Annotated in this window: 13 protein-coding genes and 1 pseudogene; 10 read left to right on the top strand and 4 right to left on the bottom strand. The window is 60.8% G+C overall.

The window, feature by feature from the left end; genetic code table 11:
* Window positions 1-118: 118 nt before the first annotated feature.
* The 3 genes from P6U23_RS28965 (at window position 119) to P6U23_RS28955 (ending at window position 3,304) form a co-directional block, all read left to right on the top strand.
* The gene (locus P6U23_RS28965) at window positions 119-1,954 is read left to right on the top strand and encodes a sensor histidine kinase (RefSeq protein WP_407175808.1); all 1,836 of its coding nucleotides are present in this window, start codon (window positions 119-121) and stop codon (window positions 1,952-1,954) included.
* Entirely contained in the window at window positions 1,947-2,702 is a 756-nt protein-coding gene (locus tag P6U23_RS28960) for a peptidoglycan-binding protein (protein ID WP_407175807.1), read from the top strand. The genes P6U23_RS28965 and P6U23_RS28960 overlap by 8 nt, the downstream gene beginning before the upstream one ends.
* Before the next feature lie 257 nt (window positions 2,703-2,959).
* The gene (locus P6U23_RS28955) at window positions 2,960-3,304 is read left to right on the top strand and encodes a DUF1491 family protein (RefSeq protein WP_407175806.1); all 345 of its coding nucleotides are present in this window, start codon (window positions 2,960-2,962) and stop codon (window positions 3,302-3,304) included.
* A 9-nt stretch (window positions 3,305-3,313) separates the two neighbouring features.
* Here P6U23_RS28955 and P6U23_RS28950 read toward each other — a convergent pair whose 3' ends face one another.
* The 4 genes from P6U23_RS28950 to P6U23_RS28935 all read right to left on the bottom strand — a co-directional run bounded on the left by P6U23_RS28950 (window position 3,314) and on the right by P6U23_RS28935 (window position 7,050).
* Window positions 3,314-4,255: a DUF2336 domain-containing protein gene (locus P6U23_RS28950; protein ID WP_407175805.1), complete on the bottom strand. Its 942-nt coding sequence runs from the start codon at window positions 4,253-4,255 to the stop codon at window positions 3,314-3,316.
* Between the two features lie 160 nt (window positions 4,256-4,415).
* Complete coding sequence (locus P6U23_RS28945) at window positions 4,416-5,444, bottom strand: integrase (RefSeq protein ID WP_407175804.1); 1,029 nt, start codon at window positions 5,442-5,444, stop codon at window positions 4,416-4,418.
* A 783-nt stretch (window positions 5,445-6,227) separates the two neighbouring features.
* On the bottom strand, window positions 6,228-6,446 hold the full coding sequence (locus P6U23_RS28940) for a hypothetical protein (protein ID WP_407175803.1): 219 nt from the start codon (window positions 6,444-6,446) through the stop codon (window positions 6,228-6,230).
* 253 nt (window positions 6,447-6,699) lie between these two features.
* On the bottom strand, window positions 6,700-7,050 hold the full coding sequence (locus P6U23_RS28935) for a hypothetical protein (protein WP_407175802.1): 351 nt from the start codon (window positions 7,048-7,050) through the stop codon (window positions 6,700-6,702).
* Window positions 7,051-8,245: 1,195 nt separating this feature from the next.
* Between P6U23_RS28935 and P6U23_RS28930 the strand changes: the two are divergent.
* The 7 genes and pseudogenes from P6U23_RS28930 to P6U23_RS28900 all read left to right on the top strand — a co-directional run bounded on the left by P6U23_RS28930 (window position 8,246) and on the right by P6U23_RS28900 (window position 15,335).
* A pseudogene (locus P6U23_RS28930) lies at window positions 8,246-9,336 on the top strand (IS5 family transposase).
* The gene (locus tag P6U23_RS28925; RefSeq protein ID WP_122402509.1) at window positions 9,336-9,680 is read left to right on the top strand and encodes a hypothetical protein; all 345 of its coding nucleotides are present in this window, start codon (window positions 9,336-9,338) and stop codon (window positions 9,678-9,680) included. The pseudogene P6U23_RS28930 and the gene P6U23_RS28925 overlap by 1 nt, the downstream one beginning before the upstream one ends.
* A 30-nt stretch (window positions 9,681-9,710) precedes the next feature.
* On the top strand, window positions 9,711-10,457 hold the full coding sequence (locus P6U23_RS28920; RefSeq protein WP_407175801.1) for a hypothetical protein: 747 nt from the start codon (window positions 9,711-9,713) through the stop codon (window positions 10,455-10,457).
* Window positions 10,432-12,081: a hypothetical protein gene (locus P6U23_RS28915; protein WP_407175800.1), complete on the top strand. Its 1,650-nt coding sequence runs from the start codon at window positions 10,432-10,434 to the stop codon at window positions 12,079-12,081. Before P6U23_RS28920 ends, P6U23_RS28915 begins: the two co-directional genes overlap by 26 nt.
* On the top strand, window positions 12,050-12,787 hold the full coding sequence (locus P6U23_RS28910; RefSeq protein ID WP_407175799.1) for a Ulp1 family isopeptidase: 738 nt from the start codon (window positions 12,050-12,052) through the stop codon (window positions 12,785-12,787). The genes P6U23_RS28915 and P6U23_RS28910 overlap by 32 nt, the downstream gene beginning before the upstream one ends.
* A 277-nt stretch (window positions 12,788-13,064) precedes the next feature.
* Window positions 13,065-13,424 (top strand): hypothetical protein, encoded by a 360-nt coding sequence (locus P6U23_RS28905; protein WP_407175798.1) that lies wholly within the window; start codon window positions 13,065-13,067, stop codon window positions 13,422-13,424.
* 654 nt (window positions 13,425-14,078) lie between these two features.
* Complete coding sequence (locus tag P6U23_RS28900) at window positions 14,079-15,335, top strand: cytochrome P450 (protein ID WP_407175797.1); 1,257 nt, start codon at window positions 14,079-14,081, stop codon at window positions 15,333-15,335.
* The last annotated feature ends 150 nt before the right edge of the window (window positions 15,336-15,485 follow it).

Genomic DNA, 15,485 nt, shown 5'->3' with positions numbered 1-15,485 from the left:
GTTTGGCTGCAACCCGGCGTGCGCTTAGCGTTCGTTTAATTTCGCTCTGACACGGTGGCGCGGCGAAGGGGGCGTTCCGGCGCGTTTGACCGACGTACCAGCCGAGGGCGCGAGTGCCGTGACTGTTTTGAAGATTATCCGCGACTGCCTCGATGCGCTGCTGCACCCATCGGCGCGCTACGATGCGTTGACCCGTGCACGCCATCGCGCCTTCATCGCGCCGCGGCTGCTTGGGAGCCTGGCCGCCTTTGCGGCGTTTCCGCTTTATCTCGTGCTGCGCGGCGCGCCCAGCGCGCTCGAGGTCGTTGCCTTTGCATGGCTGATCGCGCCCATCCTCCTGTCGTGGTTCTTGTCGCGCACCGGCCGTTACGAGAGCGCGCATGTGCTGTCGTCATTGGCGCTCGCCTGTCTTGTGACCGCGGTCGCCATCACCACCGGCGGCATCTCCTCCTTTGCAGCCATCTGGCTCGTGGTGGTGCCGCTCGAAGCGGCGATGTCGGCGTCGCGCCGCGTGGTTGCATTCGCCGCCGCCTTGGCGCTGTCCTGCACGGCCTTGCTGATTGCGCTCGGCCATTTCGACCTGTTGCCGCACATCGACGCCGGCGCGCCGAAGCAGGGCGCCCTGGTCGCCTTCGGCGTAGCCTCCGCCACCCTTTACGCCGCGGGCCTTGCGTTCAGCGCGGAGTCGCTCGCGCGCACCAGCGTCGAGCTGCTGTCGCAGGAGGAAGAACGCTATCGCCTGCTGGCGCTCAACATGAGCGATGTGATCTCGCGCCACCGCCGCAACGGCGCCGTACAGTTCATTTCGCCCGCCGCGGAAATCATGCTGGGCGCGTCGGCCGCGCAACTGCTCGGCCATGGCCTGTTCGACCGCGTCCATGTCGCCGATCGTCCGGCCTATCTGACGGCGCTTTCCGAGGCGGCGCGCGGCAGCGAGGCGGGCAGCGTCGAATTCCGTCTGAAACGCGATGCGGCACGCGCCGGCGCGCATGGCCCGGACAGTCCGGTCGATTTCGTCTGGGTCGAGATGCGTTGCCGACCGCTCGGCGGAGCCGGCTCTGTGACGGACACTGGCGAGGCCGAGGTGGTCGCGGTGATGCGCGACATCACCGAGCGCAAGATGCAGGAGCAGGCGCTTGATCTCGCGCGCAGCGCGGCCGAAGCCGCGGACGCCGCCAAGACGCGTTTCCTCGCCACCATGAGCCATGAGCTGCGCACGCCGCTGAACGCGATCATCGGGTTCTCCGAAATGATCGCCAGGGAAGACGCGCTGATGCTGGATGCGGCGCGTCGCAAGGAGTATGCGCAGCTCATCAACGATTCCGGCCAGCATCTGTTGTCGGTAGTGAACGGCATCCTCGACATGTCCAAAATGGAAACCGGCAACTTCGAGATCTCGCCGGAACCGTTCGCGCCGCGCGCGGCACTGATCAATTGCTGCAATTTGCTAGCGCTGAAGGCGCGCGAAAACGGCGTCGATCTCATCGCCAACGCGCCGCAGGATTTGCCTGGCATCACCGGAGATCCGCGGGCGTTCAAGCAGATCGTCCTCAACCTCGTGTCCAATGCGATCAAGTTCACCGAGCGCGGCGGCAGGGTCACCGTGGGCGCGGAGGTGGATGGATCGCGCCTGTTGCTGCGCGTGACCGACACCGGCGTCGGCATCGCGGCCGACGATCTCAAGCGGATCGGCGATCCCTTCTTCCAGGCCGGCAAGACCTATCAGCGCCGTCACGAAGGGACGGGTCTCGGGCTTTCCATCGTCAAGAGCCTGGTGGCCTTGCATGCCGGCGAGTTGACGGTGCAGAGCAAGGTCGACGAGGGAACCACGGTTGTGGTGGCGTTGCCGCTTGTCTTCGAGAAGCCGCAAGCGGCTTGCAACATCACCATGCTGACGCCGGCCTCGCGGCCAGCGCTGGAGGACCAGATAGTTCAGGTGAAGAAAAGTGCCTAGGAAGAAAAGTGGCGACGACGAGACGCCGCGCCGCCGTCGTGGCGCTGCCGCGGTCGCGGCCGAGCCCGAGCGCAGCCTTTGGCTGCGGATTCTGCTCTACAGTCCGAAGGACATGGTCGCGGGGCTGATTGCCTTTGCCGCCTGCAGCGCCATCATCACCAATGCGCTGTTCCTGCAAAGCGGACCGCATCCCGCGCCGATGTTCGGTTCCGTCGCGCCGCCGCCTTCCGCTTTCGCCGTCAATCCGATGCCGCGCCCGCGTCCCGCGGAGGCCGATGCGCTTCCGCAGGATTCGAAGGCGGCCGAGCCGAAGCTTGGCGAATCCAGGCTGTTCGATCCGAAGCCTGAGCCGAGAGCTGTCGAATCGAGAGCCGCCGAACCAAAAGTCGTCGAACCGCAACCGGTCGAATCAAGGCCGGTCGAACGGCGATCCGCCGACCAGAGGCCCAGTGATCCCTTGGCCAATCTGGTGAAGGCGACGACCCAGGCGTCGCCGCCGGCCACAAATGTCCTGCGGCCACCGGCGCCGATTCCGGGCCCCATCACCGGCGCCCGCCGCGTCGCGGCCGTGCAGCGTGTGCTCACCGAATATGGCTACGGGCAGTTGAAGCCGACCGGTACCGTTGGGCCAGACACCAGAGTAGCGATCGAAAAGTTCGAGCGCGAGCGCAGACTGCCGGTGACCGGGCAGGTATCGGAGCGCTTGGTGCGCGAGCTGGCCGCCGTCACGGGCCATGCGGTCGAGTAGTTGATTGCGCCTCCAGACTGGAGCGCGATGAGATCAGGTTGAATCGTGATCACGTCTCTCAAATTTTGTTTGAGCGTGATCCTTTCGGAGGTCCGCTGCACACTTTTCCGGGGCATGCTCTAAAGCGCGATGGGATTAGGTCGAATCGCCATCGCGCTTTAGATTCTTGTCTGATCATGATCTTTTCGGAAAACCGCTTCACACTTTTCCGGATCATGCTCTAGCTTCCGCTGCAGCGCTCGCCTATCGTCCGGCCCATGCGATTGAAGACCAGTATTTGGGTGGCGGCCTATTTGCGCCGCTGCCAGAGCGCGGGCGTGTTCGGCGCGGTGCGACGGCGCGGGGCTGAAGAGGCCGGCGCCGTGTTCGTCAAGGTTGCCACGCTCGACGGCAACGCCATGCTGTATGTGCCGGCGCCGCAGGCCGTCTATGACGACAGCCGGCCGATCGAACGCTTCTTCGTTCCGGTCGCGGCGGCGCCGCTCCAGGAGCGCGCCGTGGAGGACCGCCTGATCAAGGAGGTCCGCTTCGATCCGGACGCATGGATTGTCGAGACCGAAGACAAGGCCGGCCGGCACTTCCTCGATCTCGCGCCGGCGTGATCAGCAACTTTATGAATCGTCGGTGCCGGTGCGCACGATCCTGCCAGAGCCGGGCTGCGCGACCGGGTTTGTCGTCGGCGCGGCGAAGCGTGCGCGCTGGCGTTCGTCATCATAGAGGCTCGGGCGGAATTTCGCGCGGCTGCTTGCCGCCGTCGCGCCGCGCCAGGCCGCGAGCATGATCAGCGCCGATCGTTCGTTCAGATGCTCGTAGAGCCGCGACAGGCGGAACACCCAATGCACGGAGCTGCCGAACGCCGGCTTGAGGAACAACAGCACGCGTTGAAACACCGGGCCTGGCATCGTGAGCGCTCGCATCGCGGTCGCCAGCGGCTCGCCGCTTGCGTCATCGGCAATCTGTGAAGCAATCCGCGCCGGCAGCATCAGGCTCTCGCCGAGCTCCAGCGTGAAACTTTCGAGGTCGGCGGCAAAAGCTGCCATCTCCAGGGTTTCGATGGCGCGTTTGGCGTGCGCCTCCGGAAGGCGTGACGCGGCCTTCAGGGGCGTGCCGGCGAGGCTATGCAAAATCGAGATGCGCTCGCTGCCGCTCGCGTGAAAAAACATCTCGCAGAGCTCGGCCGCGTCCTTCGGCTGCATAGACAGGCTGCGCATTTGCCCCTCCGCCGGATCTGGCGAGGAGGGGAGCTGGGCGACGAGCGAAATGGATTCGTCGGAGTGAGCGGACTTGACGCCGAGCTTGCGCAGGACTTCCGGCGGCGTGCCCGGATAGGCCTCGAGCCGCGCACGCACGGCGGTGCGCGTGCCGTCGTCGACTTCATCGATCAGGCGCGAGGTCAGTTCGACAAATTGGCGCGCTTCATCGGAGGAGTGGGCGCTGGTCTGAACATAGAGATCAGTCAGCACGCGCAGCAGAGTAGGCCTGATATCGACGCCCTCGCGACGGGAGAGCGTCATCAACCCGTCGAAGCCCTGAAAAAGCGGAGGTCTGGTCATGGCGGCTGTACGCGAAACTGTATCAACTTCGTGCAAAGCCTAAGCAGCTTGCTTTAACAGCTCGTTAAGATTAACCCACTTTTGGCATTTTTAACGATCTGAAATCACTAAGAAATTTTGGTCGCGTGGTCCCGTGGTCCCGGCGTGGTCCTGAGTTTGTTTACGCCCTGTTCTGGGAGCGGTAGCTGGTCCTGGTCTTCATCGTCCGGCGAAAGGCTTCTATCTGGTCGCGGTCATAAGCCTCAGTCTGCTTTGGTGTGGCATGGCCGGCGATTTTGCGCCGGTCATCCTTGCTGACGCCCGCTTTGCCGCCCTCGGTGACACCGCCGGCGCGCAGATCGCGGCACCACATACCCTTTGGGATGCCGGCCGCGTTGAAATCTGCTTTCCAGCCTCCACGGAAGGTTTGATAGACGTAAGGCAGGCCGGTCCCCTCGTGAATGATGAGGGGACCTTTGCGCTCCGCCTTTGGGATCAGCTTCAGCTCCTCCATGACCATGGGACAAACCGAGAGATCGAAGGTCACCTCGACCCCCGTGCTGTTTTCGGTCTTGGTCGGCTTGATCGTCATCAACATGTTATCGTCGATTGAGGCCCAGGTCGGCCCGATCCACTTCTTGCCGTACGCCACAACCGCGCTCGACTTCTTATAGGACAGCGGCATCCATTGCCCCAAGAAGTCAAAGGCCCGACCGGTCGTCTCGAACACAAGCGCATAGAGAAGGGCACGCCTCGGTTTGCCGGCCGCATGTGCGGCTTTCCGCGCTGCCTCAATCTGTGCGGCCGTAGGCGCAAAGGTGCGAGAGCGAAGGGCGGGAAACTCGATCGTTTCCAGCACTTCCTGGAAGGCCTTGCAGCCGGGCACGCGGCAGCCGACACCAAATGTGATTGCCGCCTTCAGGACCGCAAGTACCATCCTCGCGCGAGGGAGGCGATCGCGGCCATCGGGGTCAAATCGCCATTCCTTGAACCAGCGCTTGACCGCGCGGCGGTCCTGCAGGTCGATGCGAAGGTCGCCTATGTGACTGATCAGCCTGCGGATGTAGACGCCATAAGTCTCCCGCACACCGGGCTTGATATCCGTGTTGTAGGGGCTCTCGGGGTCAGCTTCGTATAATAGGATGACGGCCTTGAAGGTGCCGTCAACAATGAGCTTTGGTCCCCGCTGTCCCCACATCCACAGCAGCATTTCTGATTGCAAACGCCGCGCGCGATCAATTAGCAGGGCAGGGCGGTCGGCGAGAATCGATAGGTTGGCCGACTTAACGGGATAGCCGGCCTCAATGGCTTTGGGGTCAGCGAACCAATACGGGACCGGAGGCCCGTGTCTCCGCTTTCTCCACTTAAGGCCCGGACTTGCCGGGCGGTCTTCGTCGGTCATGGAATGTTCCCTCTACTCCGTTCGGGGCGAGTGGGACTACGGTCGATAGGCCACATTGAGCGTCGAGAAATGCTTTCACCGCCGGAACGTATCGACCGCCCCACACGGGATTTATCTTTGGCATTCCCTCGCGCTCGAGCAACTGGGCAATGGCAGAAAACTCTCGCTTGCGGTCCGGGCCTAGCACAGCTTCCCCAATATTCTCGTCGGTTGTGAAAAGAGGGAGCATGTCCCAAGTGAGGGGCATCCGACGCATAATCTGACAGTCCCTCAGTGCTCGACAGCTGGCATGCGATGTCGAACGGCGCGACGGTGTTCCGAAATTTGTGAGCAGCGGTTGCCCTGCACCTCACACGTAAACCAGCTCATCACATCGAACATAAGAATCCCAGCACCGCTGATAGTGACACCGAAGCGCCCCCCGACACTTTTTTCTTATTCTGATTGTCGGCATCCGATTGGTGACCGCAGTGTGCAGGAATGCGCCGGAAAAGAACAATGCGTAGTTCATTCAATCACAATGCTTGCTCGTAACTCTACTGAAGGCACAAAAGGCTTCGACTATTATAGGGCAGCTGAAAGGGCCGAGGATCATTGTGACCCATCGATATCCGAGAAAGACGAGATCATCATTTTTCGTTGAACTGCCTCGTCTCTAATCAACAGTTCCGCTGACGTGCGCCTTCCTAGGCAGATGCTTTTGGCGATCCGAAGAAGCAGTTTTGGTCGCAGCAGTTCAAGCGGCGGCAGAAAGATATCGCCGGCGGGGCGCGGGCGGCCGATCGCAAAGCGAAGGGCTATTCCGATCATGATCGCCGCCCTATACCCGGCGAACACACGCGACAGGCTGCTCGTGACGTGCGCCAGAACTTTCGGCGACTTTGCAAGCAGGATTGCCGACTAGACGACCTCGGTCGGCGGCGGCACGTTGCGGAAAACTGGCGATGCCGACATTCACGTGCAGCACGGAAGCGAGCTGCGAGAGCGGAATGCAGGCTGCGATCGAAAAACCGCGTACCAGCCAACGCAGCGGTGAACCGATCCTTGCCGAGTTTCGAGACCATTACCTGATCGCTATGACTGCATCGCGTGCGCCGGCGTAGTCAAGTACTCGTCCACCATGATGTTTCGACCACTTCTCGGTGCGATCCTTGAGCAGGATCGCGCTGAGTTCTCCGTCTGGTGAGCGCACGAACCAGGCCTGGCGTGCGAAAAGTTTGATGCCGCTCTCACGATCCTGGACATAGACCACGCGGATCCTCTTACCGCTCTTCTCCGCCGCCGCCCTCAAGACATTCTCGGCGTAGTGATGAACCCGCGGCTCGTCCTTGATCCAGATCTGCGCCACCCAGCTGACGTCTGTGATATCGGCTCCCGTTGTCGCGTCTTTTGCCTTGACCGACAGGCTGGCCATAGTCTTTCAGCTGTGTCTCATAGTCGCAGCCGGATTGCGCAAACGCGCCGTGGATGAATTGGTCGGTCACGAACTGGTCGACATCAAGATCACTACCGGTACGCTTCAGGTGCTTTTATGTCTTACAACCGCGATGAGAACTCGCCTGTCGACCTTTGCGCGATGGCGTGAGTTGCTCGGCAGCAAACGTCTGATCAAAGTCTGTTCTCGCTCCTGAAAGCAAAGCGCATTCATCTCAGCATGAATGAGCCGAATTCATCACGGCTCTCGGCGTGCGGGATTCAGAAATACAAAAACTGACGAGGCCGCCGGTCTTGGAGAATCTGGCAGCAACTCAGAGCCGCGGTGCCCTCGCGACGATCTTGTTCGCGCTGGAACAAGGCCACAAGTGCTTGCCACTGCCAGATACGCCTTGGGTAATCAATGGGCGGCGGTGTCTCGCGCATAGGCCCTTAAAGCGGCGGTAGATCACCAAGCTGCGAGGATTTGCTGCCCGAGACGGGTACGAAAGCCAACCAGGCTCAACGCGACGGCGATGGGGGCTTGAAGCCTACGTAGCGTCAAGCTGTACAGTCTGAATCATACATCCGGCCATCGCTCTGAAGCTTCATGACCTCAAGGAGAGTCGTCAATGGCCTAACAGCTCAGGTGCGTTGGAGCAGTGCCTGTGCAGGCATAGCCCAGTTGGATAGCGAATGTGAGGATAGTGAACTGAAGAACTGAAGAACTGAAGGCGGAGCAGGGTTTGCAGTACAAGTATCGAATCCGGGCGCCTTCCAACAGCAATGGGACGGTCCAATTCCGATCGCGATGTCTGCCGCATGCGACCATGCCCAGGAGGCCGCAAGGCTGTGGCTTGGATCGGGAAAGTATTTGGCTTGTGTTTTTCCTGGCTCGTTTTGATGTTGGCGAGCGGTCACTGTTACTGGAGGGCGGGGCGCTCTTCTGCAGCAGCCAGGCTGCGCAGGTGTCAGTAATGCACGAATTCGGAGCGGCGCGTGATAACGGTCCCTTTTGTTCAATTTGGCCGATCTTCGCCGGTTTTTTGAAGCCGGAGTCTGTGTGGTCGGTGCACCGGAGCGTGGCTCCGTGGCAGCTATGAAGAGTCATCTCATCTAGCAGGCTGTTGAAAAAGGCGCTCGCCGCCGACCGGCGACCGTGATTCATTGGCTCCGATGAGATTCGGAGATGGTGCGTGCGCGGCGGCGACAATCGAACGGGCGAACTGTTCAGCTACGTCGACCTGGAGGCGCGGGTGCGGCGTAATCATCCGCTGCGAGCGATCCGGACGATTGTGAACGAAGGCCTGTCGGCGCTGGAGCGAGAGTTTGCCGCGCTCTATTCGCCAATTGGGCGGCCGTCGATCCCGCCGGAGAAGCTGCTGCGGGCGATGCTGTTGCAGGCGTTTTATTCGATCCGCTCGGAGCGGCTTCTGATGGAGCGACTGGAATACGACCTGCTGTTCCGCTGGTCCGTCGGATCGGCGTTGACGACGCAGCCTGGGACCATTCGGTGTTCTCGAAGAACCGCGACCGGCTGCTGGAAGGCGACATCGCGGCCAAGTTCCTGGCGGCGGTGCTGGCGCAGCCCAAGGTGAAGAGGCTTCTGTCGAGCGATCACTTCTCGGTCGACGGTACGCTGATCGAGGCCTGGGCCTCGATGAAGAGCGTCAAGCCGAAGGACAGCTCCGGCGAGCCGCCAGCGCCAGGCGGCGGGCGCAATGCCGAAGCGGACTTCCATGGCCAGAAACGCTCGAATGACACCCATGCTTCAACCACCGATCCGGACGCCAGGCTCTACCGCAAGGGCAAAGGCAAGGAGACGAAGCTGTGCTTCATCGGGCACGGGCTGATGGAGAACCGCCACGGCCTGCTGGTCGACGCCTGCCTGACGCAGGCCGGCGGGCATGCCGAACGGGTGGCCGCGCTGCACATGATCGAGCCTCGTGCCGATCGACCGACAGCGATCACGCTTGGCGCCGACAAAGCCTACGATGCAGAAGACTTCGTCAACGAACTGCGCTCGATGAACGTGACGCCGCATGTTGCACAGAACACCAGCGGCCGTAGTTCTGCGATTGACGGACGAACGACCCGGCACGGCGGCTATGCCATCAGTCAGCGCATCCGCAAGCGCATCGAGGAGGCATTCGGCTGGATCAAGACGGTCGCCGGGCAAGAGAAGACCAGCTTCCGTGGCCGTGATCGCGTCGCATGGGCCTTTACCTTCGCTGCCGCCGCCTACAATCTGGTGCGGCTGCCCAAGCTGATTGCGGAGACTGGCTGATGGCCAAGGTGCCCGGTTTCGCCAAGGCCTTTGTCGGCCGCTGGCGCATCGTCGAGATGGACGTCTGGGACAGCGAGTTCCTCGATCTTGCCGAAGAGGCGCATCTCACCTTCCAGGGCAAGTCCGATGGCGAAATCGCCTTTGGGGCTCTCAAGGGCTTCCTGGACGTGCGCTACGGCGCCCGCGACGGATCGGCCTGCGCCGAGTTCTCATGGGAAGGGCACGACGAGAATGATCCGTCCTGCGGTCGCGGATGGGCTATGATCGGCACTGCGGGCAGGCTCGTCGGCCACTTCTACATCCACAATGGCGACGATTCAGCCTTCGTTTGCGAACGCGGCTGAGTTCTTCAACAGCCTGCTAGGGAGAGTGATGTGGACTATAACGATCCGAACTATTGGACGCGCTGGTACGCCGAGCAGCGGGAGCTGCAGCGTGCACGGCAAGAGGCCGATGCCGAGCCTGCGGATCAAGCTCGCTTTGAGCAGCAATTGGGTGAGCTGCAGCTCCGCTCTCCTGAGGAGAGTTCGCCTGAAGCTAGTTCCCCCGACACTCCAGCCGCACCGTCGCGTGAAAATATCCAGCGGACGGACGTTGGTGGTTCGATGCGGATGCCGCCCAGGGCCAGCCTCCGGGACAATTCGTTCAGCAGCACGCGTTACAGTGTCGATGTTCCGTACGATCATCTTGGCTCGGCTGCAAATGACTACCGGTCTGACTTGCGGGACAGGCCATTCAGCAGCATGCGCTACACGGCGGCGGCGCAAGTGCAACCTGAGGCCCGTACGAAGGGCAGCAAGTCTCGTGGACTGTTCTCTCGGGTCAAATCAGGGCTCGGCAAGGTCTTTGGAGGAAGTCGCCGGGAAAAGTCGTCCGGCGGCTCGTCCTCCGACGCGGTCTATTCAGAGCTTCGCATGGACTTTGCCAAGCGTAGTCGCCCGTCCGAAGCGGACCTGGAGCTGATTGAACAGTTCAAGACCGCATTGGGTAGCGCGAACCGTAAGACGAAGACGATCGAGAACTATGTGACCGCTCTTCGAATGTTCAGCGAGTTCCTCCGACCCAAAGGCATCACTTTGAAAGACCTGCTTGGCAATGAAAGACCTGCTTGGCAATGCTGATCTGCTGATAGCCCATAAAGATGAATTTATGAAGGTAGCGAGCGCCAACAGCAGAAACTATGTCGGTGGAGCATTGGAAACACTCCGGAATTTCCAGGCTGGAAATCCCATTTCAGCCCCAGCTTGGGTGGACGCGCAAGAGCAACCGATGCATCCCTCGGACGAGCGGATGATCCGCCAGTTCGTGGAAAACGTCAAAGAGTACAGAGTTGCTCCCGATGGTACCAGAGGCCGCGGGACCGGAAGGGTTCCCGCTGCCACGATCAAGTCCAACGTGCAGGCGCTCAACGCCTTTGCTCGTTGGCTCCGAGCGCAGGATAAGGGGCCAATGGCTCTTCGGGCGTTCAATGAGCCAAGATCGCTCGCCGCCGACATCGACGCGTACGTCGAAGCTGGCGGCGATGATCGTGACCGCCTCAGCGCGGCACTGTCTCATCTCCGCAGGATCGGGGCTGACGGGCTCCAAGCTGTCGGTGCCGGGGCCCGCCTGATGGGGCGCGAAACATTATCGGCTCATCCGGAGGACGTCTCCACCATCGACGACTTTCTGACCGACGCTCTGTCCAAGCTTGGATCCGACGCGACCAGCAACGAGAAAGCCGCCGTTTCGACGATGGCCTCCACACTGCGCTCTTTTAGTGATTGGCTCCAGAGGGAGGGCAGGCCGAGCATCATGGACCGAATTGACGGGACTGCTGAGCAGCAGTCGTCATTGAACGCAGATTATGCGGCGTACAAAAAAGCCACAAAGCGGACACCTTCACTTGATCGACTTCGACAATACCTTGGTCTTGAGCCCCAACAAGGATTTCGCCCTTACGACGACGACGCCAGCCTCATCGAGGGGCTCGCCAACGAAGAGCTGAGCAAGCTCGACCCGAGTTCCCAGCACAGGAGAAAAACTATTCAAGGTACTGCTTCGGCGCAACGCAAGTTCAGTGATTGGCTCCGCGCAGAGGGTAAGGAGAGCATCGCGAGCCGAATCAACGGCAATAATGAGCAGCAACGCTCGCTGGACGCAGACTACCGGGCTTTCAGCCAAGCCAAAGGGAAATCTGGCGTGACACTCAAGAAGCTCAGGCAGTATGTGCAACTCGTCGAGGCAAACAGAGCTCTGGGTGTACCCTTTCCTCCGCAAAGGGCGGGCTCGGACACAGCCTCCACCCCGACCTGGGTGCGAAATTTGCCGACGCCGCCGTCCGAAAGTGAGTCGCCGCCGATGGTAGGCTCGTTTGGGCAGGCCGACTTGCAGGAGCCGGCTGGCTCGAGCTCAAGCTGGTCCGTGCAACTGCCGTCCTACTTCGACTTCCCAACGCCGCAGGGCGAGCCGGCTCGTTCCTCAGACATCTATCGCGGTCTCGATTCTTTCGTTGATCTGTCGTCCACCCCCCAGGAGATGCGTGACGACGCCCAGTCAGGGCCGGTGCTCAGCCCTGCCGGCGGGCCCTCGTTCTTCATGGGGCCATCAGGCATGCCTCAAGAGCTCGAGGATATCGGATATCTCGTCGGCAAGGATTGGCAGCATGGCTCACAGCCGGTGCCGGATTTCCTGCTCGATGTACTGGACAATAAAATGCTGTTGCCGTTCGCGAATGGCCCCCCAGCCGGTCTCCATCAACGGTGAGACCTACTCCATCACATTGGGGGCGCGAGGACGTCGCGGTGCGCAATTCATCCATCATCCTCGCCCGTCCCCGGTCCCGGGTGCTCAGATCGGCTCTTCGGTTACCGGTGCATCTTCCGGCGACCGCCGCGGACGGGTGCTGGGAGCCAGGGAATGGCTGGGTGACGTGCATATCCAGCGGGACTACGAGCTGCTGTCGCAGGAGTTGTGGGCGAGCAATCCAAACCTCGCCGCCCGGACCCGGTTTGCAGATCCCCTCCAGGCCTTTCGAGTGGGCCAGGGTACCACTGCTGAGTCGCTTAGCGCATTCCATCAAATTGTCGATGATCCGAATGGCAACGATACAGCCGACTTCCTTTTCTTGCCGGTGAACGATGCCAGCGCCACGGATCTCAATCACCGCGGCTCACATTGGTCGCTGCTGCTGGTGGACCGCCGTGATCGCAACAACCAGGTTGCTTACCACTACGACTCCGCCCCAGGACACAATGACAGACCTGCAGCAACGCTCGCAGAGCGAGTAGGAGCCAATCTGCAAGACGCGCTCATACGCGAGCAGAGCAACACTTATGATTGCGGCGTCTTTGTCGTGGACGGCACCCGGGAGCTGGTTAGGCGAATGGCGGAAGGATCGCACCCAGACCCCCTGAACCTCAGCGACCTCCGCGCCAATCGGCGGGCACTGCAGAATCGACCGAGGGGCTGATACCGGCTTCAACTGAACAGCGCGCACAGCTGCTTGAACTGCGACTTCTCGCCAATTGAAGGTCCGCAATCGGCGGGTTCGCAGAACATGATGGTGTCACACAATGAGGAGCGGAGGCTGGAGCTAAGGCCTGTTTTCGCCGACGGCGAAGGAGCCCGACGGCGATTGCGCGGCCAGCGTTCAGACCGCCGCAGCCGTCATCAACTGTGCACCGCATTGCCGACCGGCAGCGCGAGGAACGCGGATCGAGGCGCTCAAGCGCAACGGCTTCAGGGTGATGATGGTCGAGGACGGCATGAACCTCGCGGCGGCGCCTGTCTCGGTGTCGCCGATCTCAGCGGCGCGGCCGCCCGACCGCGTCTTGCTCGGCAACCGCTTGCGCCCGTGTAGCCGCGATAGACTTTTCGCGCAAGGCACGCCGCCTGGTGCGGCAGAAGTTGCGATCGGCTACAACGCACCTGCGGTGCCGATCGCAATTTTTGCGTTCGTCGCCGCGCTGATCGCGGCGGCCAGATACCGGGCGCGTACTCCTGTTCATGCTGAACGCGCTACGCGTGGCGCCGACGATCATGCGCGATCGGTGCGCATCGAGCGCGAAACGGCAGCGGCGCGGAGCCTGAGTTTGGGAGAGTTCTGATGGAAGTGCTCCTTGGCGTTGTCCCGCTTGCGCTCGCTCAGGGTTTGCAAGGATTGCTGCCGTCATTTGGTGCTGAGGCACGATCAATTCGAAGACCTCGACTGTGCCACTTGGCGCAATGACCGATGACGAGCTAGCCTCCAAATCTTCCGGCGGCACAGGTGAACTGCAGGCGTAAGTAGGACGCGTCCTGGCGAAAGCCGACTGCTGCACCATGGCCCCAAGGAGGGGTTCCTGCGAAGGTCCGGCAGCCATAGGACCGGATGGTTAGAGCGAAGATCGTATGTTCTTCTTCGAGGCGACTTGCCCTCGATGTTTGCCGATAGGTGCCTGGATGGGCCGGGCAGGGCTTCTGTGCAACGAGGACGACCCAGAGGCGCAATGGCGTTGCCTATGTGGCTTCGCTAGTAAACAACGGTCAATTCGCGTGGCTCCTAGTCCTGGTAGGGGACCTTCGATCTTCTTTTCCAATATTCTCCGCCCGACCATCGCAACTACTGCCGAGCGGCAGTGCGGAACGACAAGACATTCAGAGATCGTGAGAGCTCTCCAGAAACTTAATTCGACCAGCGTTGAATTAAGGCGAATCAAGGTCGGCCCGTCCCCTTGTTCGAAAACAGCGCTCGGGCGAGCCGGCAGCTTTGGAGCCTAAAGATGCAGGAGACGATTATGGGAGCCCTGTTACCAGAGCGCGTATGCGACGGTGATTGTGATCTCCCCCTAAGCCATCTGGATGTGAGCGAGCCCAAGCGGTTTCAGAATGATACGATTTGGCCGTGCTTCGAGCGGTTGCGAAGAGAAGATCCCGTCCACTACTGTAAAGATAGCCCTTACGGTCCTTATTGGTCCATAACAAAGTACCACGACATCATGAAAGTGAACGCGAATCACAGGGCGTTCTCCTCAGAGCGTGGCATCACGATCGTCGATACGCCGGAGGAGTATTGGACTCCGAGCTTCATAAAAATGGGAGGTGCTAAGCATGAGGAGCAGCGCAACACAATTAGCCCGATAGTGGCACCCGAAAATCTGAAACAGCTTGAGGGCTTGATCCGCCTGCGCGTCAACAAGATCCTGGACAGTTTGCCGTGCAACGACACGTTTGACTGGGTCGACAAGGTGTCGATTGAGTTGACCACGCAAATGCTGGCAACCTTATTCGATTTTCCCTTTGAAGATCGGCGACTGCTGACGTACTGGTCCGAGGTGGCCGCGCTGACTCCGAAAACAGGCCATGTGATCGACAATTGGGAAAAACGAAGAGCCGTCCTTTCCGAGTGCTCGGAGTATTTCAAACGGCTTTGGAACGAGCGGGTAAATGCCGAGCCGCGGGTGGACCTGATTTCAATGATGGCGCATTCACCGGCTACGCGAAATATGCAGCCGCGTGAGTTTCTAGGAAACCTCATGCTGTTGATCGTTGGCGGGAACGACACCACGCGCAATTCGATTAGCGGAGGTGTCTTGTTCATGAACCAGAATCCCTCCGAGCTGCGAAAGTTGCGCGATGATCCTAGGCTCGTGCCGAGTGCGGTGTCCGAGATCATACGCTACCAGACGCCCATTGCGCACATGCGCCGCACTGCCACAACCGACATCATGATAGGTGAGAAGCAGATCAGGCGGGGCGATAAGGTCGTCATGTGGTACATCTCTGGTAACCGGGACGATGAGGCTATCGACCAGGCCAACAGCTTCATCATTGATCGCAAGAACGCGCGGCAACATCTCTCGTTCGGATTCGGCATCCATCGCTGCGTCGGGAGGCGCCTTGCGGAGCTGCAGCTTAAGATCCTTTGGGAGGAGATGCTGAATCGGCGCCTCAACGTCCGGGTTGTTGGCGAGCCGGAGCGGGTCGAATCGAACTTTGTTCATGGCATCGCTGCGCTCCCGGTGCAGATTGCAGCTTAATGTCGCGGGTACTCATTTGTGAGCGGCTGATCGAAGGTGCTGCTTTGCGGACGTGAGCTTGTCGGAACTGTCGACAAGCGGGAGAGGGTCCTACCGACATAGCGCCGGTGCGTATTTGTTTGGTCAACGAAAGAAGGCAGCAACCGCGAT

Origin of the sequence: Bradyrhizobium sp. STM 3562, assembly GCF_045571435.1 — a bacterium.
Classification (GTDB): domain Bacteria; phylum Pseudomonadota; class Alphaproteobacteria; order Rhizobiales; family Xanthobacteraceae; genus Bradyrhizobium.
This window is presented reverse-complemented; position numbering and strand designations above follow the sequence as displayed.